Here is a 19,329-nt window from a genome sequence, read left to right as displayed (position 1 = left end):
GACACAGAAAAGGGTAATATTTACTGCTTAAATTAACTTAGAAACGGTAAGTTAAGTTAACAGCAACGGTATCATCGGTGCCCAGACCCAGTGGGTTGTTGTCTTGATCGAGCAAGTTAATCTGGTAGTCAACATAAGCAAACATGTTCTTGTTCATGTAGTAAGTCACACCAATTTCAGCATATTTCAGCAAATCAGCATCACCTACTACGGCCAAGTCTTTGCCTTTAGACTGAACATAGGCGATAGACGGGCGAAGACCATTTTCGAATTGATACTGAGCAACCAATTCTACGTTTTGGGTTTTGTTGGCAATCAGTGCCTTATAAGGAGTCATGTTCAGCGTTTCACCGTACATTGCTGCCAGATACACTTGGTTTGCATCATATTTCAACGCAGTGGCCCAAGCCTGAGCTTTGTCACCGGTAGCACTGTCAGCTAGATTCTTCTGGCCCAACGTACGGTTAGAAGAGGAGTATGCTGCTACGAAACCAACACCACTGCCTTCGATGTCTTGATAGTCAACAGACAAACCGAAACCGTCGCCGTTAGCTTTCTGAATTGCACGCTCATTCTTGCTAGTATCGCCGTCATCGTTACGACCTTGATACTGAGCTGCAACGTTCAGGCCTTTCACCATACCGAAGAAGTCAGAGTTACGGTAAGTTGCCAGGCCGGTTGAACGGCCTGTCATGTAGTTATCAGTGTAAGCGATTGAGTCACCGCCGAATTCTGGCAACATGTCGGTATAAGCCAGTGCGTCGTACACTACGCCATAATTACGGCCATAATCGAAAGAGCCGAATTCAGCAAATTTTAAACCCGCAAAGCCCAAACGAGTTTTGTTGCCTTTATCACCTTGAGACTCAGCATTTTTAGCGGCAACGTTATATTCCCACTGGCCGAAACCGGTCAGTTGGCTATTGATTTGTGTTTCACCCTTAAAACCAAAACGCACATAAGTATCATCGGCGTTATTATGATTTGAAAAAAGATACTTAGCGGCTACACGGCCATAAAGATCCAACTTGTTGCCATCTTTATTATAAATCTCAGCCGCGTTTGACAGAGTTGGAACCATACTCAAAGTGACCGCCAAGGCCAGAATACTGCGCTTTATCATTATTTTTCCTTTAAATTTTTAATAAAGTTAACCCGCGGGCTGAATTAATTTTTCAGCCTCATAAAAGTTAACTTTTAATTTTTTATAATTACCTGTCTTTGTAAAGCGAATAGACATTATCATTAAGCACGAAAAGTTAAAACGGTAAAATTGAAGATATATAGGTATAGATAGGTAATTAATTGTAACAAAATATTTTTAACGGAACTTTTCATAACCCTTTGATTAATTGAGTTTTTAAGTAATTACATATAACTAAAATGGTGCATTAGCACTAAATTAGTGCAAAGTCATTTCAATTTGTTTCTTTTTTGTTCTATTCGGTGATTAGTTTTGTAAAATGGAGTTGATATCACAATTCCCATGCATTTTTTATATATTCAAAGTGATTAATTGACTATTTAAAATACAAACAGCAAAGAGATGAACGTCACATTTGGTGCAGTGATAATTGAATAAAACATCAATACCATTAATAGATTTATAAAAAATGTGGTTTTAACTCAATTCTAATTAGACGGGTTTTAGTAAGCGATAGATTATTTATAAAGAATAAAATGGGAAGACATTTAGCAAGGTGAATAAAAAACGAGCAGTTAACACTAGCAGCTCGTCTTTTTGTATGTTAAAAACGATATATAACTTTAAATTTAGATTAAGTAAAACTCACCTTGGTGATATTACCCCACGTAACTATATTTTTCGGTATTAATAATAGAGCCTGACTTATACTTGCGGCAGTTCATCTTCCGCCATTTGCACCAACATGATCCCCGCACGTAATCCCAATGCGACTCGCGGATTTGGAAACAGAATCCACTCGTATTCATGTTCAACGCGATAGCACTCATTATGTTGTTCTACCAACAAGGTACCTTGGTTAAATCGCGCAAAATTCACAGCATCATCCGCGACCCATAATCTAAAATCTGGCTGCTGCTTGAGCAGTGATTTCGTCACACGATAAAATATCATTTCTCCTGTAGATCGCTGTGGCAGGCACCCACCGCTAACTAAGGTGCGTAAGCCAGCGATGACCATCTTAAATTGTTCAAGCTGATTCTCCCCAAAGGGCAGTGCTTTACCAAGCTCCAACGTGCAACTAGCAGCCTGGCAATGCTCGCTACTAAAATGCGCAAAGGTTCCTCCCGCTGAGGTGTGCATAACTAATGCATCTAGCTCAATATCCTGTAGCCAACGTAGCATTGCTGATGAGTATGGTGTGGGTTGATAAGGGAGCAACCCAAAGCGGGTATGATAAGAAGCACGAATTGCCGTGTGTAAATCATAATGCAGCCGGGCTGATTTCGAGTCAGCAGCAAAGAACTCGATAACTTTTTGCTCAAGTATTTCGGCGCGCAATGTCTCATCACTGGCTGGATAGTTCTGATAGCGCTGGCCAAACATACGGTTGATATCCGCAACGAGATAACGCTCACCGGCTCTGATTGCTGGCGGATTACCGAGTATCACTAACAGACGTACTGCCAAAGATAATTTTCCTGCTAATAAGTCTGATACCAATTGGTTTAAAATCTCAATTGGTGCAGTTTCATTTCCATGAATGCCTGCTGATAACACCACTGACTGTGTATGGCTACCGTGAGGCGTCAGCATCAATATCCCTTCACCCAGCCATTGCCACTTAAGGCTTGGCGTTTCACCATCGCTGATAGACGGTGAATGACCCGATAGTGTGACCGACAAGAAATCTGGCATTTTCTTCCCTTTCTATGCTGCTTTATGGCTTATGCCGCTAATTACGTTGGAACGGGTATATCGAGCCAAGGTTGAGTATTCTTGTCAGCTCATCCAGTGCCTGCCGCCCTTCTTGTAACAATTGCGGGTCAGCTAAGTCCTTAAATTGCAAATGATCGCGATAATGCTGGTCAACCCAATTATTCAGCGTAACAAACAGTGCTGGCGTCAGCATGACTCTGCTATTCACCGCCTGCAATTCCGCGCTGTTTAGCGCCACTCGCAAGCGCAAACAAGCTGGCCCCCCGCCATTGCGCATGCTTTCGCGTAAGTCGAATATCCTCACTTCATCAATTGGCCCACCACTATTAATCAATTCAGAAAGATATCGCCACACTGCTGGGCTTTCTTGTGATTCTTGTGGAATAACCAACAACATTTTGCCGTTTGGCTTACTCAGCAACTGGCTGTTAAACAGATAGGTCGATACCGCTTGCGCTACCGACACCTGTGCCGCGGGCACTTCAATCGACACCAGTTGTTGCTCGATTAGCCCCATTTTTCGGTGAATATCTTCAATAACATTGATGCCGGATATAAATGCATGCTGATGGTGGAATAGCACGTTTTGATTGCTGACCGCGATGACATCGTTATGGAATACCCCTTGATCAATCACTGCGGGGTTTTGTTGCACAAAAACCGTACGATCCGCGTCTAGCAAATGTAAACGCGCAATAGCTTGACTGGCTTCCACAGTCTGACGGGCTGGATATCGGCTTGGTGCATCACCGTTTTCCAACCCTTTACGGCCATATACGAACACCTGAATCGCCGGACGGTCATATTCCCCCCCCAGACGATTATGATTCGCCGCCCCCTCATCGCCGAATAACTCTACCGACGGCAAGGCATCATGATGCACAAAGTGCCGGTGATTATCGAAAACACCTTTTAATATCGCGACGGTGGTATCAACCTCTATTGCCCGATGAAACTTATTATTCAAATTGGCCACGGTAAAGTGAACTCGCCCGTCAGTGCTGTCTGCCGACGGGGAAACAGTTGCGGCATTGGCCGTCCACATGGATGACGCGGAGCTTACCGCAGAGAGCAAACGTGGAGATTTGCGCGCAACCTCGCTCAATACCTGTTCATCTGAGCCACTAAAACCGAGCTGACGCAAAACATTGATCGCTGGGCGTTCTTGTGGGGGCAAAACACCTTGTTTGTACCCCAAGTCAGCCAAAGCTTTCATCTTCAGCAAGCCCTGCTTTGCCGCCAGTCGGGGGTTGGAAATGTTATTTTGATGCCTGGCAGAAGCTTCATTACCAAAAGACAATCCAGCATAATGATGTGTCAGCCCGACTAATCCATCAAAGTTAACTTCATATCCAGCCATCGTATTATCCTTATTGGCCTATTTGATCTCAGGTGAAAAATGGCTATCAGGCAGGTCGAAAGTGATACCCGGCGACAGTGTTGCTGGCAATGTCAGGCTTTCGCTTTCTAGTGAAGCCATTGGCCAGGCACAATAATCAGCAGCATAAAATGCACTTGGCCTATGATTACCTGATGCCCCTATCCCGCCAAATGGCGCGGCACTTGAAGCTCCGGTCAGTGGCTTATTCCAGTTAACAATCCCCGCACGGGCCTCCAGCAGCAGTTGATCAAATTGCTGGCGATCGTCTGAGACCAGGCCAATGGCTAAGCCAAATCGAGTCTGATTAGCAATCTGTAGCGCCTGATTAAAATCGCTATAGCGAATAACACTCACCAGCGGCCCGAAATACTCTTCATCGGGAACATCGCTGACATCAGTAATATCAATAATACCCGGCGTCAATACCGCACTTTGACTATCGGGGCGAGTCATGGTTAACAGAGGCGTGCCCCCGAGTGCTATCAAATGTTGTTGCGCTGCCAGCATTTTTTCTGCCGCCTGAGATGAAATGACTGCCCCCATGAAAGGAGCGGGTTGCATATCCCAGCGACCAATACGTAGCGCTTTAGCGACCGCGACAAACCGCTGTAAAAAAGCATCGCCATCCGCACCGCGCTTCACTAACAAGCGGCGCGAGCAGGTGCAGCGCTGACCGGCGGAAATAAAAGCGGACTGAATAGCAAGGTTCACCGCAGCATCACGGTCGGTTACCTGCTCAACAATCAATGCATTATTCCCGCCCATTTCCAGTGCCAGAATTTTCTCTGGTTGGCCCGCCAGTTGACGGTGCAGGTGATAGCCGGTATTGGCACTGCCGGTAAACAACAAGCCATCAATATCAGCTTGAGCCGCCAGTGCTTCGCCAGTTTCTCGCCCACCTTGTACTAAATTGATGACGCCATCAGGAATGCCCGCCAACTGCCATAATTTGACCGTTTCTTCTGCCGTCAGTGGTGTCAGCTCACTGGGTTTGAACACCACCGTGTTACCTGCCAACAATGCAGGAACAATATGTCCATTAGGTAAATGCCCAGGGAAATTGTAGGGACCAAATACCGCTAGCACGCCATGAGGTCGGTGACGTAACACTGAAAGCCCATCGGCCATGGGGGTTTGGCTGCTGCCCGTTCGGGCTTGATAGGCTTGCAATGAAATGGCCACTTTACCAATCATCGCCTGCACTTCTGTCAACGTCTCCCAATGTGGCTTACTCGTTTCCAGACTAATAGTGCGCGCCAGTTGCTGTTTATGCTGCTCAAGTAATGCTGCAAAGCGCTGTACCACTTCCACTCGCTGTTCCAGTGGTGCACGCGCCCAGGCAGGGAAGGCTTTTCGTGCCGCGTGGCAAGCCGTGGCAACATCAGCACTGTCAGCCGCACGCGCTTGCCATAATAATTGCTGGTCCATAGGGTCATGCTTATCGAAATGAGCACCTTTGCCGGTGCGCCACTCCCCCTGAATAAACAGTGCAGGATGGGTCATTTTCGGGTCTCCGAAGCAAAAAGGCTGACTATCCGAACTGAATCACCGGCCACGACGCCCAGTGCGGCTGCATTTTCAGTGGTTAAATGCAGTAATTCGTCTGATAGATGAGTGTTAATCAATATTGAGCGGAAATATTGATAACGGTCATTTGCCACAAGATAGGTGCTGCCGCTTGGGTCGATATCGACATCATCGATAACCACTTTTCGTTTAGTGCTATCACGCACCGCCCGGACTTCGTCAGTGTTGGCTTCCAAGGTCGGCCCACCATCAAAGATATCGACATATCCTTGATATTGCAGACCTTCAGTCTCAAGTACCGCACGCGCTGGGGCAGTATGAGGATGAACCTGACCAATCACTGCACGGGCTTCTTCCGCCAAAAAATCAACATACAGCGGATGTTTGGGCATCAATTCAGCAATAAATGCTTTCTGCCCCGTGCCACTGAGGTAGTCTGCTTTGGCAAATTCAATCGAGAAGAAATGGCGACCGACATTCTCCCAAAATGGTGAGCGGCCTTGTTCATCAGTGTAACCCCGCATCTCTGCAATCACTTTGCGTGAAAAATACTGACGAAATGCGGCGATAAACAAAAACCGGACTTTAGATAAGAAAGGGCCGTTTTTATCCTTACGATATTCAGGATCAAGAAACAGTGTGCATAATTCGCTATAACCCGTGTGGTCGTTACTCAGAAATAGGGTCGGCACTGATTTATACACATTGAGCGTTTTGGAAGCATGCACCAGTGTCCCGACCCGGAAATTATACCAAGGGTCATTCATCCCCACCGCTACTTCAATAGCGCTAACACCCACCACTTTCCCGCGCTCGCTATCTTCGAGCACGAACAAATAACCTTGTTCACCCGCAGCCAAAGAACCTTGCCAGGTATTCAATGCGCGCTCAATCCGAGCCGCCAGATGTGGTTCATTTTGTGGCAGTGAGGTCATGCCAACACCGGTTTTTCCAGCCAATTCCAAAATATCAGCTAAATCACGGCGCTCTACCGGGCGAATAATCATCATATTCAAGGTCCCTTGCTGACTGCATAAATGTTACGACTTAGCCTTGCGACAGACCTGCTCGATACCCAGAGCAAGTCGAGCTAAGCCTTCTTTAATATCTTGCTGCGAAATAATCAGTGACGGAGCAAAACGCACCACATCCGGGCCTGCAATCAAGGCCATCAATCCATGCTGAGCGGCAGCCTGAACTATCTCTTTTGACTTACCGGCATAATCACTGTTGAGCACACAGCCAATGAGTAACCCACGCCCGCGAATTTCTGCAAACACCTTGTAACGCGCATTAATTTCAGCCAGTCCATCCAAGAACCACTGGTGCCTTTCTTTCACACCGGTCAACACTTCCGGCGTATTAATCAGGGATAAAACAGTGCCCGCCACCGCACAAGCCAGCGGATTACCACCGTAAGTGGTTCCATGACTACCAACATTCAGCGCACTGGCATATTTAGTTGTTGTCAGCATCGCCGCGATGGGGAACCCTCCACCAAGTGCTTTGGCACTGGTCAACACATCAGGAGTGACGCCATAGTGCATGTAGGCATAGAGCTCTCCGGTACGGCCAACACCGGTTTGTACCTCATCAAAAATCAATAACGCATTATGCCGGTCGCATAACGCGCGCAAGCCATGCAGGAATTCTCTATCTGCGGGTAACACACCGCCCTCACCTTGGATTGGCTCCACAATAACGGCACAGGTTTGATCGGTAATAAGGGCTTGTGCCGAGGCTAAGTCATTAAAAATGCCATGGCTGATGCCTCCAGGTAACGGCGCAAAATCCTGTGAGTATTTCGGTTGCCCGCCAGCAGAAACCGTAAACAATGTCCGGCCATGAAATGCATTTCTGAAAGCGACAATCTGGTTCTTCTCGCCTTGTTGCCCCGGCTTATTGGCAAAGTTATCCAGTGCATACTTACGAGCCAGCTTCAGGGCCGCTTCATTAGCCTCAGCCCCGGAGTTACAGAAAAACACTTTCTCCGCGAAAGTGGCGTCAATCAGTTGTTTCGCCAGACGTAGCACCGGCTCGTTGGTATAACCATTGCCCAAATGCCACACTTTATCCGCTTGCTCCACCAGCGCGGCTTTAACCGCCGGATGCCCATGCCCCAAAGCATTTACGGCAATACCGCCAGCAAAATCGATATAAGATTTGCCCTGCTGATCCCACAGCGTCGCACCTTCTCCTCGCACCACAATAAATTCTGCCGGAGCATAGGTTGGGACGATCCATTCATCAAAAGACTGTCGGGTAACCGCGATTGGCTGTTCCATATTGGCCTCTTTAATCAGCGTAAATATTGGGTTGAGAGACTTGTGGCTAGGGTTTGCTGCATCGGCCAACAAAATTCTCTTACTCTGTTAACAATGAAAAATGAAATATATTCACCTGATATAAAGTGTACAGCAGCTTTCATGCCACACCAGTCTTGATGTGAATAAATTGTATAAATTCTATAAAAACAATAATTTATAATGCATAATTATGCAAATTGCCCGCATTCATACTGCATTAAAGGGGATTTAATGAGCGATTTGTTAGGGTTTCTCGAAATTATATGCATTCGATATCAATTTTGATTTTTGCTCTACCGGATCACATTTTAGCAACATGAAAATAACATTAGAGATTGCCTACGCCCTATAAATGGGCAGTGAATGCATCAATTAAGTGCATTTCTGCTACCAAGATCAGGGACTGAAAGTATAGAGCTAAGCTGTTTATGCATAACGGAGGGTGACAGTATCTGTAGAGAATTATGCTGGCTTAGCACCTTTTTTTGGTGCCGCCAGCATCATATATTGGCGGGAAATAGCGATGCGGTTAGCGAGTGCGGCGTTCTGTGCTACTGGTTAATTGGGTAATCAGCAAGGCCAGAATACGGATGGCTTTTTCGCTCTGCTCTGACCAGGCAAAAGAAGCATTAAGGCGGAAACAGTGGTCAAATTGGTTGCCCGTGGTAAACATTCGACCCGGTGCAATGCTGACTCCCTGCTCCAGTGCTCGCCGGTATAATTCACTGGCATTAAAAGGGGGCTCCAGCTCTAACCACAGAAAATACCCCCCATCAGGATGGCTGATTTTAACATTTTTCGGGAAATGCTCGACTACCGCCTGACGTAGCGCATTTAACCGCTGCTCCATGACCCGGCGTAAGCGTCGCAGGTGGGTATCGTAGCCGCCTTGAGTCAGATAATCCGCAATCGCCAACTGGGTTGGCACGCTGGCAGAGACGGTACTCATAAGTTGCAGATGCTGGATCCGCTGCGCATGTTCCCCTGCCGCCACCCATCCCACGCGAAACCCCGGTGCCAAACATTTAGAAAATGAGGAACAGTGTAGAATTTGCCGGTGTTGATCGAGTGCTTTTGCTGGTAATGGCCGCTCAGCACCGAAATACAGCTCCCCATAAACATCATCTTCAATCAGCGAGATATTATTTTGTTGTAACAGCGCCACCAGCCGTTTTTTCTGTGGCCAAGACATACTGCAACCCAATGGGTTCTGAAAATGCGTCATCAGCCAGCAGGCTTTGATGGGGTACTGACTGATGACCTGCTCAAGCGAATCCAAGTCTATGCCGTGCTGCGGGTGCGTGGTAATAGCAATGGCTTTTAAGCGCAAACGCTCTATTGCCTGCAAGGCACCATAAAATGCCGGCGACTCGATAACCACCCAATCTCCGGGCTGAGTAACGGCTTGTAAACTCAGGCTCAGTGACTCCATCGCGCCCGCCGTAATTACAATCTCTTCGGGTGAAACATTCATCCCACTGACGGCATAACGCTGAGCGATATTGCGACGCAAACTTTCATTGCCTGGTGGTAAATTAGTCACCGAGCTCTGCGGTGATATCTTGCGAGCAACACCGGCCAGAGCACGTGATAGACGCGGCTGTAACAATAAACTGGGATCGGGAAATGCTGAGCCAAAGGGCATAATTGCCGGATCTTTTCCTGCCTGTAACACATCAAAGATAAAGGTATTAATGTCGACCTGTTCATCTAAATGCAGTTTTTTACCCCGCTGGGGTTGGGGTAATTGGGTTGGGCGTGAAGCAACATAATACCCCGATTGCGGGCGTGCCACGATCCAGCCCTGGCTTTCCAGCAACTGATAAGACTGCACCACGGTCATTAAACTTAAACCTGATTGCTTACAACTTTCGCGTAACGAGGGCAGTTTGTCACCGGCTTGCCAAACCTTGGACTGTATTTGTGCCCGAATTTGTTGTGCTAACTGTTCATATCGAGTCATAGGCCAACTGTTATAGGTAAGATTGAATTAATTGTCACTATTATAGCCACTTTAACTTATGGTTAACTAACTGCCAAGTTTACTCCGCGAAATAATCGCCAATGGCTACTCCAACGAATAACCATTGTGCGCATGATTCATTTTACAGATTAATGAGGCAGTACCATGCTTGCAGCGAGGTCGCTATGTTTGGCTTAACCGCTCTCGAGTTGGCCAGAATCCAATTCGCTTTCACCATTTCATTCCACATTATCTTCCCGGCAATCACTATTGGTTTAGCCAGCTTTCTGGCGGTACTGGAAGGTTTATGGCTCAAAACCAAAAATGAGGATTACCGCGACCTGTATCATTTCTGGTCAAAAATCTTTGCCGTCAACTTTGGTATGGGCGTGGTTTCTGGCCTGGTAATGGCTTACCAATTTGGCACCAACTGGAGCTTTTTCTCTGAATTTGCTGGCAGCATCACCGGCCCCTTGTTGACCTATGAAGTGTTAACCGCATTCTTCCTTGAGGCGGGTTTCCTTGGTGTCATGCTGTTTGGCTGGAATCGTGTTGGCCCCGGTTTGCACTTCTTTGCCACCTGCATGGTGGCATTGGGGACCTTAATGTCGACCTTCTGGATACTGGCCTCCAATAGCTGGATGCAAACCCCTCAAGGCTTTGAAGTTATCAATGGGCAAGTGGTGCCGGTTGACTGGTTAAAAGTGATATTTAATCCGTCATTCCCCTATCGGCTGCTACACATGTCAACCGCCGCTTTCCTTGCCTCCGCATTCTTTGTCGGGGCTTCTGCTGCCTGGCATCTATTGCGTAAGCGCGACACTCCCGCGATGCGAAAAATGCTCTCAATGGCGATGTGGATGGCGCTAATTGTCGCCCCACTTCAAGCAGTTATCGGGGATGCCCACGGTCTGAATACGCTGGAATATCAACCGGCTAAGATTGCAGCCATTGAAGGCCATTGGGAAAACAAGACCGGCGAGTCCACCCCATTGATTCTGTTTGGCTGGCCAGATATGAAACAGGAGAAAACCCATTTTGCGCTGAAAGTTCCTTATTTAGGGAGTTTGATCCTGACACACAGTTTAGACAAACAGATCCCGGCGCTGAAATCATTCCCACCGGAAGATCGGCCCAACTCCACCATTGTATTCTGGTCATTTCGCATTATGGTCGGATTAGGCATGTTGATGATTTTGGCTGGTTTTTGCAGTTTATGGCTACGTTGGCGTGGCAAATTGTATCAATCTCGCCCTTTTCTCTATTTCGTGCTGTGGATGGGGCCGTCAGGGCTGATTGCCATTCTGGCGGGCTGGTTTACTACCGAAGTGGGTCGTCAGCCCTGGATTGTCTATGGCTTACAGCGCACTAGCGATGCGGTTTCATCCCACGGTGAAATACATATGAGTATCAGTCTGCTTATCTTCATCGTGGTCTATGGTTCGGTGTTTGGTGTGGGCTATGCCTACATGATGCGGCTCATCCGCAAAGGGCCAATAACAGGAGCTCATCATGGGCATTGATCTTCCACTGATTTGGTTTGTCATTATTGTATTCAGCACCATGATGTATGTGGTTATGGATGGCTTTGATTTGGGTATCGGGATCTTATTTCCGCTGGTCAAAAACAGCCGTGACCGGGATCTGATGATGAACAGCGTCGCCCCGGTATGGGATGGCAACGAAACCTGGCTAGTACTTGGTGGGGCTGCCCTTCTGGGCGCGTTTCCTCTGGCCTATGCGGTTATTTTGGATGCACTGGCAATCCCATTAACCCTGATGTTATTGGGGCTCATTTTTCGTGGTGTGGCATTTGAATTTCGCTTTAAAGCCAGCCTGGAAAAACAGCATATTTGGGATAAAGCCTTTATCGGCGGCTCGATAATTGCCACCTTTACACAAGGAATGGTAGTAGGTGCTTTTATTCACGGCTTCCCAGTCACCGGCCGCAGTTACAGTGGCGGTCAATTTGATTGGTTTACTCCCTTTGCCCTGTTTTGTGGCTTGGGTCTGGTTATCGCTTATGCCCTATTGGGTTGTACCTGGCTCATCATGAAAACCGAAGGCCATGTCCAGCAAGTCATGCATAAACTGGCAATCCCACTGACACTGATGCTGCTGTTAATTATTGCCATCATTAGCCTATGGACACCACTGGCACACCCACAAATTGCCGCGCGTTGGTTCAGCTTACCCAATCTGTTCTGGTTCCTGCCGGTACCATTATTAGTGTTACTGGCCAGTTGGGCGTTGCTGCGCTCAGTCAGTCATGAGGGTCATTATGCCCCCTTCCTACTGACACTATTGCTGGTGTTCTTGGGGTATAGCGGCTTGGGTATCAGTATCTGGCCATACCTTATTCCGCCATCAATTACGTTATGGCAAGCCGCGGCTCCGCCACAAAGTTTGGGATTCATGCTGGTTGGTGCACTCTTTATTATCCCAATCATTCTGGTTTACACCTTCTGGAGTTATTACGTATTCAGAGGGAAAATCAATCACGAACAGGGCTATCACTGAATGATGAAATCACCGTCACCCTCGCAACCTTTGGCGCAGGTAAAATCACCTTGGTGGAAGAAAGTAGGCTGGATGCTGCTTATCTGGTGCACTAGCGTGCTGGCGTTATTGGCAGTCTCTATGCTGTTCCGTATGATGATGACTGCTGCTGGCATGAAATCTCACTAAACCTCATGCTGATGAGTCACCCAAGCGGCAAGGTTGCCACGTTTATTGGTTAAAGGAATTCCACTTTATGAAACGTTATCTAATCCCATTAGTTAATCAGATAGCTTTGCTGATGATACTGCTGGGTATGTTGGGGCTGGCTGGCATGACTATCTCATCATGGATGGCACAAAGCATTCAGGGTAACGCGCACGCCATCAATAAAGCGGGTTCACTGCGCATGCAAAGCTACCGGCTACTGTCAATGGTGCCGCTGGATCAGGATGACTTACCCTATCTGGCGGCACTGGAGCAAGACAAAACCAGCAGCGATTTACAGCATGCACTTCAACGAGAGGGGCTGACCAGCCAATATCGACAAATTGAGCGCTACTGGCAAACCACCTTAAAGCCGCAGTTGCTACAAGCCAAACAGCCCACTGACGTCTCTACCAGTGTGGCTGATTTCGTTCATCAACTTGATGCTCTGGTATTAGCCATTGACCATAAAACAGAGCAGCGCCTGCTGTTAGTCACCATGATCCAGTTGGTGTTTATCGTGCTGACTCTGGGGCTGCTGCTCGCGACTATTTACTATTTACGCCGCCGCTTATTACGCCCATGGCTACAGTTAATTTCAATGGCTAATGCCATTGGCCGAGGTGATTTCAGCAAGCGCTACACCCTCTCATATCAACGTGACGAGATGGGAATGCTCGGCACAGCACTGAATCGAATGTCGCAGGAACTGTCATTTATTTACAATGACTTGGAACAACGGGTCGCCCAGAAAACTGCCGACTTACAGCAGAAGAATCAGGTGTTGGCATTTCTCTATCACAGCAGCCGCCAACTGCATACCCACCAGCCTTTGGGGGAACGTTTAGTACCGATTATTGAGCAATTGCAAACACTGACACCACTGGAAAATGTTCAGATCTGTTTGTATGAAAACCATCTTTATCGTGCTCATCTCACTGATCATGCCGATGGTGAATATTTACCACCGCAAAATCGCCCTACCCAATTAACCATTAGCGGCCCAGCCGCAGCCCTGAGCCAGGCGACATCACGTGAGTCACTGAGTTGGAGTTTGAGTGATAAGCTCGGTCAATATGGTTTGCTGCTGGCAAAACTGCCATCAGATAAACCCCTTAACTCTGATCAACAGCAACTGGTCAACATGCTGGTCGAGCAACTGACCAGTACATTGGCCTTGGAAAGTCAGGCCAGACATCAACAACAATTGCTGCTAATGGAAGAGCGCTCGGCAATCGCCCGCGAGCTACATGACTCTATCGCCCAGTCTCTCTCTTGCTTGAAAATACAAGTTAGCTGTTTGCAGATGCAATCCCCAGACTTAGCTGAACCCAGCAAGCTATTGGTGCAGCAAATGCGCGATGAACTGAATACCGCCTATCGCCAATTACGTGAGTTACTGACCACATTTCGTCTGAAATTGAATGAGGCGACATTACAAGCCGCGCTGCAAACCTTGGTTAACGAGTTCAGTGAACGGGCCGGTTTACCTATCGCTTTCAACTTTAATTTACCTTCAGGGTTGATTCCCGACCACCAAGCTATCCACATGGTCAATATTGCCCGCGAAGCACTCAATAATATCTATAAACATGCGCATGCCAGTGAAGCCACTGTGAGTGTCACCGTCGAAGCAGGCGAAGTGATTATGTCAATTATCGACAATGGCTGTGGAATTGATCAAGCCAGTGAACGGCCAAATCACTACGGCTTGATCATCATGCAGGACCGCGCTGCTAGCTTGAATGGGCATTGTGTGATTCGTCAGCGTGATGAAGGAGGAACAGAAGTTCGGGTGCGGTTTACCCCTGACAACGATGACCTTGACTGATGTTTCACCCAAGCCGTTAGCCAGTGCCACTAAATCTGGTAATCGATCACCACTTCATCTGCCGCCTCAGCCAACACTTTCTCTTTAATATCATCCAGAGACAGTGTTGGATTACAGAGCTGGATAAAGAACCAGATAAAGTTACGTTGTAACTGACCGCGTTTTAGCCCTAACCAAACGGTATTAGCATCAAAGAGATGCTCGGCATTCAGCCGCACTAACCCCTTATCGCGATGTGCTTCATAGGACATATCGGCCAGAATACCGACCCCCAGTCCCAATTCGACATAAGTTTTAATCACATCAGAATCTTGTGCGCTCAGTGCGATGTCCGGTATCAGTCCAGCATTTTTGAAGGCATTATCCAAACGAGAGCGCCCGGTAATCCCTTGGCGATAGGTTATTAATGGCAAACGACTTAAGGTTTCCAGTGTGATATGGCTCTCTTGAGTGAGCGGGTGGTTCTCCGGTACGACAATCGCGTGGTGCCAGCGATAATAAGGGAATACAGCCACTGACTCATCACTCAGCAGCAGCTCAGTGGCGATCCCAATGTCCGCCTCACCGGATTGCAACATTGCGGCAATCTCTTGTGGAGTTCCCTGACTGATAACCAGTTTGACCTGTGGATACAGCAGACGAAACTCTTTAATCACTCGTGGCAAGCTATAACGTGCTTGGGTATGAGTGGTCGCGATATGTAACTGACCACTATCATTATTACTGAATACATCAGCCAAACGGCGAATTTGGTTGGCATCATTTAACATACGTTCCGCTACCGTTAGCAACTCTTTGCCCGGCTCGGTCATCCCTAGCAAGCGCTTACCGCGTCGGATAAATATTTCAATACCCAACTCCTCTTCTAGCTCTCGGATATGCCGACTAACACCCGATTGTGAGGTAAATAATGTGTTGGCAACTTCAGTCAAATTGTAATTGCAACGGGCTGATTCCCGAATAATTTTAAGCTGCTGGAAATTCACACTAAGCCTCTTTCATTTTATCCTGATTGATACACAGATTTACGAGGGATAACGGTGACAAACAAATACAAAAAAACCGTTTCTTATGTTTTTTTGTACTAAGTCACGCAAAAGGCTGATGCTGAACACGGAGTTTTAATTAGAAGAGAAAAAATAATATTATTTATCAGGACAATACACTTTCGTCGAGAATTTTGAAATTTGGTGAAGCCCAAGACAATAAATAGAATTCGCTATATTCAACTACTTTTTAATATATGCCCAATTGATTTCAAGTTACAGGAATGCGGCACAGGAGATGACCCGATGAGCTTACTTACACCATTGGCCTCTATTTACCGGCGATTCTCACCTTGTTTATCTGGAGTATTGTGACCTTCAGTGGTCACCATGTTGCGCTTAAGGATACATTTTCGGCGCACGGCTATGGTGCAAGCCATCCGCTAAATACCATCTTTGTTAGTTTATGATTCTGTCCCACTCCCGTGGGCACGATGTTTTTCGTTTCCCTTACATTCTTTTTATGCAAATAATTATCATTAACATTGGTTGATGGTATCATTTAGCCCACTACCCTAGCCCTTACTGGCTGATAGACCAGAATAAAACACCATAAAATAAGAAGGACAAACTGTGACGACAGAATCAACCGTAGCAAAATCCAAATATCGCCCAACTCCGCCGCGCCTGATACAGGTAAAAAAGATTGTCGATACCTCCCCACATTTGCGCCGAATTACCTTTCATAGTCCCACATTAGAAAATTACCCGTCGGATTGTGCTGGCGCGCATCTGAAAGTTTTCCTGCCGCTAGCACACCAAACAAAGCCGGAATTGCCGGTTCTAAGTGACAAAGGTCCAGTTTGGCCGGCAGCAGATGTTCGCCCCATTGTTCGTACCTATTCAGTGCGCGCTGTCCGCCCTGAACAAGGTGAGATCGATATTGAATTTGCCCTTCATGACCATCATGGCCCGGCGGTGAATTTTGCTCGTAATGCTAAAATCGGTGACTGGATGGGAATGACCAATCCAGGTGGTCCTGAAACGATGTTGCCAACAGCGACATACAGCTATTTGGTGGGCGACCCCTCATCACTCCCGGCTATTGCCGCATTATTGGAAACATTGCCTGCCGACGCACAAGGCCATGCCATTATTCGTGTGGATACACCAGCCGATGTGCTCAATCTGATTAAACCCGTGGGTGTTGAACTGAGCTGGGTCATCGGAGGCACCGAGAAAACGGATGATGTCATCACCCAATTTTGCTCGCTAGATTTGCTAATGGACGAAGCCACATTCTGGCTGGCGGGTGAGGATAGACTTGTCGTGGCACTGCGCCGTTATCTGCGCCGTGAAAAAGGCTGTGAACGCCAACAACTTTATGCCGTTCCCTACTGGCGCGAAGGGCTGAATGAAGAAGATTATCACCACAAGCGCCATGAAGTGATGGACAATATCGACGACTAAGCTACATTTATCTCTATAAATCAATGGACATTACTCTGCTATGTCCATTTTGATATCTTTCTTTTTACCCTTCCCCGTTAAAACCTTGTAAATTTTCTGCGACAATTCCCTGTTATTTGTTAGTCTTAAAGCTACTTAGCCTGCAATATGGCACTTAATTACCGTTAAATGGCTCTAATGCCTGTTTAATGCAGTAAAGTTACTAGGAGTGTGCTCGAAATGAAGTCGCAAAATGATCCTGGCCGATCTAAATCTCGCCATCACGAATACTCCCTTATTCTGCCTATTATTGCGCTGGTTATTCTTAATATCTGGGGTAATACCAGCAATTTTTCTGCCGTCATCATTATTAACCTGATTGCACTGGTCGGTATTCTGAGCAGTGCATTTAGTGTCGTGCGTCATGCCGACGTATTGGCACACCGGTTGGGTGAACCCTATGGCTCGTTGATCCTCAGTCTGTCAGTGGTCATGCTTGAGGTCAGTTTGATCTCAGCGATGATGGCAACCGGCGATGCTGCACCAGCGCTGATGCGCGATACTCTCTATTCCATCATCATGATTGTTATTGGGGGATTGGTTGGGGTGTCCTTATTACTTGGTGGCCGCAAATTTGCTACCCAACACGTCAATCTGGTCGGCATCAAACAGTATCTGATGGCTATATTCCCGTTAGCTATCATTGTGTTGGTGCTGCCAAGCACCTTGCCCGGTGGGAATTTTAGTGTGGCGCAATCACTGGTCGTCGCGGCCATTTCAGCGGCGATGTATGGTGTTTTCCTGCTGATTCAAACAAAAACACACCAAAGCCTGTTTGTTTATGAACATGAGGATGAAGGAGATGACCCTCACCACGGTAAGCCTTCATCTCATAGCAGCCTATGGCACACAATTTGGCTTTTGATTCACTTGGTTGCCGTCATTGCAGTGACTAAGTTTGATGCCAACCCATTGGAAGCCCTGCTCACAGAATTGAATGCCCCGGCTAAATTTACCGGTTTCCTGATAGCCTTGCTTATCCTGTCACCTGAAGGTTTGGGTGCTTTGAAAGCAGTGTTAGCCAATCAGGTACAACGGGCTATGAATCTGTTCTTTGGTTCAGTGCTGGCAACCATTTCTCTGACGGTTCCTGCGGTAACCTTGATTGCAGTACTGACCGGGCAAGAGTTGACCTTTGGTCTGGAAGCGCCTCACATTGTGGTGATGGTCAGTGTGTTGATCCTGTCACAGATTTCATTCTCCACCGGCAGAACCAACGTGCTTAACGGCACTGCTCATCTGGCGCTATTTGCCGCTTATATGATGACAATTATGCTGTAGCGATATGACTTAAAAAATTGTTAAATAAGCAAAGGGCCAGCGCTTAACACGCCGGCCCTTTTTTATCGGGTCATCTATTCATAATCTTGAGTTATGAATAGGCATTTAAGGTGTGCTGACACAGTGCAGAACGGACACAGTCCTGTTTATCGAAGCGAATGATGCCAATCATTTCATCCTCAGCAAAACGCTCCAGCGCATCGCTAAGGCCTGATTTCACTCCTCGCGGAAGGTCGCATTGGGTGATATCACCATTAACGATAACCGTGACATTTTCGCCAAGACGGGTCAGAAACATCTTCATTTGGCTGGCGGTTACGTTTTGTGCCTCATCGAGGATCACCACCGCATTCTCAAAGGTACGCCCACGCATATAGGCGAAAGGCGCAATTTCTACCTTGCCAATCTCTGGCCGCAGGCAATATTGCAGGAAAGAAGAGCCGAGTCGGCGCAACAGAATGTCATACACCGGACGGAAATAAGGCGCGAACTTCTCAGAGATATCACCAGGTAGAAAACCCAGATCCTCATCTGCCTGTAGTACAGGCCGCGTCACAATGATTCGATCAACTTCTTTGTGAATTAATGCTTCAGCAGCCTTGGCTGCGCTGATAAAGGTTTTACCACACCCTGCTTCACCGGTGGCGAAGATGAGTAGTTTACTTTCTATGGCTGATAAGTAATGACCTTGAGCTTCCGTACGCGCCTGAATAACGGAGGTATCACGGCTATCCCGTGCCATACCTATTGATTCAACACCGCCCATTTGTACTAACGATGTCACGTTTTCTTCCTCACGCTGACGATGACTACGTGAATCACGTCTAATTACGCGTTTCGCTTCACGACGAGCTTTGATCACTGCTTTCTGTCTTCCCATAGTGGCACCTTTCAGTTTGATTCACCTACCGCAGCAGAAATTGCCTGCGCGATTATGTTTCACATACAGATGAGGTTTTGGCTTCCTTTGCAGCCA

The 19,329-nt window shown here is 47.2% G+C and carries 15 protein-coding genes; 6 read left to right on the top strand and 9 right to left on the bottom strand.

Annotated features, from left to right (window positions below; genetic code table 11):
• Window positions 1-37: 37 nt before the first annotated feature.
• From DJ58_RS20885 to DJ58_RS20915, 7 genes are all read right to left on the bottom strand, one after another.
• Window positions 38-1,123, bottom strand: a complete 1,086-nt coding sequence (locus tag DJ58_RS20885; protein ID WP_004706474.1) for a porin — start codon at window positions 1,121-1,123, stop codon at window positions 38-40.
• A 726-nt stretch (window positions 1,124-1,849) separates the two neighbouring features.
• Window positions 1,850-2,842, bottom strand: a complete 993-nt coding sequence (gene astE, locus DJ58_RS20890) for a succinylglutamate desuccinylase (RefSeq protein WP_004706473.1) — start codon at window positions 2,840-2,842, stop codon at window positions 1,850-1,852.
• Window positions 2,843-2,879: 37 nt separating this feature from the next.
• Complete coding sequence (astB, locus tag DJ58_RS20895; protein ID WP_004706472.1) at window positions 2,880-4,223, bottom strand: N-succinylarginine dihydrolase; 1,344 nt, start codon at window positions 4,221-4,223, stop codon at window positions 2,880-2,882.
• A gap of 18 nt (window positions 4,224-4,241) precedes the next feature.
• A complete protein-coding gene (gene astD / locus DJ58_RS20900; protein WP_032910131.1) occupies window positions 4,242-5,747 on the bottom strand; it encodes a succinylglutamate-semialdehyde dehydrogenase in 1,506 nt (501 codons plus the stop codon).
• Window positions 5,744-6,781 carry an arginine N-succinyltransferase gene (gene astA, locus DJ58_RS20905; RefSeq protein WP_004706470.1) on the bottom strand — a complete coding sequence of 346 codons (1,038 nt, stop codon included), beginning with the start codon at window positions 6,779-6,781 and terminating at the stop codon, window positions 5,744-5,746. Before astA ends, astD begins: the two co-directional genes overlap by 4 nt.
• A 30-nt stretch (window positions 6,782-6,811) precedes the next feature.
• Window positions 6,812-8,056 carry an aspartate aminotransferase family protein gene (locus DJ58_RS20910; RefSeq protein ID WP_032910129.1) on the bottom strand — a complete coding sequence of 415 codons (1,245 nt, stop codon included), beginning with the start codon at window positions 8,054-8,056 and terminating at the stop codon, window positions 6,812-6,814.
• A 550-nt stretch (window positions 8,057-8,606) separates the two neighbouring features.
• On the bottom strand, window positions 8,607-10,040 hold the full coding sequence (locus DJ58_RS20915) for an aminotransferase-like domain-containing protein (protein ID WP_004706468.1): 1,434 nt from the start codon (window positions 10,038-10,040) through the stop codon (window positions 8,607-8,609).
• Between the two features lie 185 nt (window positions 10,041-10,225).
• Here DJ58_RS20915 and DJ58_RS20920 point away from each other — a divergent pair, with 185 nt between their 5' ends.
• The 4 genes from DJ58_RS20920 to narX all read left to right on the top strand — a co-directional run bounded on the left by DJ58_RS20920 (window position 10,226) and on the right by narX (window position 14,577).
• Window positions 10,226-11,563: a cytochrome ubiquinol oxidase subunit I gene (locus DJ58_RS20920; protein ID WP_004706467.1), complete on the top strand. Its 1,338-nt coding sequence runs from the start codon at window positions 10,226-10,228 to the stop codon at window positions 11,561-11,563.
• Window positions 11,553-12,560, top strand: coding sequence for a cytochrome d ubiquinol oxidase subunit II (cydB, locus tag DJ58_RS20925; protein WP_032910127.1), 1,008 nt, complete (start codon window positions 11,553-11,555; stop codon window positions 12,558-12,560). Before DJ58_RS20920 ends, cydB begins: the two co-directional genes overlap by 11 nt.
• On the top strand, window positions 12,561-12,728 hold the full coding sequence (locus DJ58_RS22290) for a DUF2474 domain-containing protein (RefSeq protein ID WP_004706465.1): 168 nt from the start codon (window positions 12,561-12,563) through the stop codon (window positions 12,726-12,728). It begins immediately after the preceding gene.
• A 67-nt stretch (window positions 12,729-12,795) separates the two neighbouring features.
• Window positions 12,796-14,577: a nitrate/nitrite two-component system sensor histidine kinase NarX gene (gene narX, locus DJ58_RS20930; RefSeq protein WP_004706464.1), complete on the top strand. Its 1,782-nt coding sequence runs from the start codon at window positions 12,796-12,798 to the stop codon at window positions 14,575-14,577.
• 29 nt (window positions 14,578-14,606) lie between these two features.
• Here the strand turns inward: narX and cbl are convergent, their stop codons facing one another.
• Window positions 14,607-15,563 carry an HTH-type transcriptional regulator Cbl gene (gene cbl, locus DJ58_RS20935; RefSeq protein WP_004706463.1) on the bottom strand — a complete coding sequence of 319 codons (957 nt, stop codon included), beginning with the start codon at window positions 15,561-15,563 and terminating at the stop codon, window positions 14,607-14,609.
• Between the two features lie 633 nt (window positions 15,564-16,196).
• Here cbl and DJ58_RS20940 point away from each other — a divergent pair.
• The gene (locus DJ58_RS20940; protein ID WP_004706462.1) at window positions 16,197-17,033 is read left to right on the top strand and encodes a siderophore-interacting protein; all 837 of its coding nucleotides are present in this window, start codon (window positions 16,197-16,199) and stop codon (window positions 17,031-17,033) included.
• Between the two features lie 219 nt (window positions 17,034-17,252).
• Window positions 17,253-18,353, top strand: a complete 1,101-nt coding sequence (gene chaA, locus DJ58_RS20945) for a sodium-potassium/proton antiporter ChaA (protein WP_004706461.1) — start codon at window positions 17,253-17,255, stop codon at window positions 18,351-18,353.
• A gap of 91 nt (window positions 18,354-18,444) precedes the next feature.
• On the opposite strand, the gene phoH is transcribed toward chaA, so the two are convergent.
• Entirely contained in the window at window positions 18,445-19,233 is a 789-nt protein-coding gene (phoH, locus tag DJ58_RS20950; RefSeq protein ID WP_032910125.1) for a phosphate starvation-inducible protein PhoH, read from the bottom strand.
• Window positions 19,234-19,329 lie beyond the last annotated feature (96 nt).

The organism is Yersinia frederiksenii ATCC 33641, from assembly GCF_000754805.1.
Taxonomy (GTDB): domain Bacteria; phylum Pseudomonadota; class Gammaproteobacteria; order Enterobacterales; family Enterobacteriaceae; genus Yersinia; species Yersinia frederiksenii.
This window is presented reverse-complemented; position numbering and strand designations above follow the sequence as displayed.

What these genes read in the sequence shown, in the direction of transcription:
- cydB (WP_032910127.1), top strand. Translation starts at nt 11,553, where the DNA reads ATGGGCATTGATCTTCCACTGATTTGGTTTGTCATTATTGTATTCAGC.
- narX (WP_004706464.1), top strand. Translation starts at nt 12,796, where the DNA reads ATGAAACGTTATCTAATCCCATTAGTTAATCAGATAGCTTTGCTGATG.
- astD (WP_032910131.1), bottom strand. Translation starts at nt 5,747, where the DNA reads ATGACCCATCCTGCACTGTTTATTCAGGGGGAGTGGCGCACCGGCAAA.
- DJ58_RS22290 (WP_004706465.1), top strand. Translation starts at nt 12,561, where the DNA reads ATGATGAAATCACCGTCACCCTCGCAACCTTTGGCGCAGGTAAAATCA.
- phoH (WP_032910125.1), bottom strand. Translation starts at nt 19,233, where the DNA reads ATGGGAAGACAGAAAGCAGTGATCAAAGCTCGTCGTGAAGCGAAACGC.
- DJ58_RS20915 (WP_004706468.1), bottom strand. Translation starts at nt 10,040, where the DNA reads ATGACTCGATATGAACAGTTAGCACAACAAATTCGGGCACAAATACAG.
- DJ58_RS20920 (WP_004706467.1), top strand. Translation starts at nt 10,226, where the DNA reads ATGTTTGGCTTAACCGCTCTCGAGTTGGCCAGAATCCAATTCGCTTTC.
- astA (WP_004706470.1), bottom strand. Translation starts at nt 6,781, where the DNA reads ATGATGATTATTCGCCCGGTAGAGCGCCGTGATTTAGCTGATATTTTG.
- astE (WP_004706473.1), bottom strand. Translation starts at nt 2,842, where the DNA reads ATGCCAGATTTCTTGTCGGTCACACTATCGGGTCATTCACCGTCTATC.
- DJ58_RS20885 (WP_004706474.1), bottom strand. Translation starts at nt 1,123, where the DNA reads ATGATAAAGCGCAGTATTCTGGCCTTGGCGGTCACTTTGAGTATGGTT.
- astB (WP_004706472.1), bottom strand. Translation starts at nt 4,223, where the DNA reads ATGGCTGGATATGAAGTTAACTTTGATGGATTAGTCGGGCTGACACAT.
- chaA (WP_004706461.1), top strand. Translation starts at nt 17,253, where the DNA reads ATGAAGTCGCAAAATGATCCTGGCCGATCTAAATCTCGCCATCACGAA.
- DJ58_RS20910 (WP_032910129.1), bottom strand. Translation starts at nt 8,056, where the DNA reads ATGGAACAGCCAATCGCGGTTACCCGACAGTCTTTTGATGAATGGATC.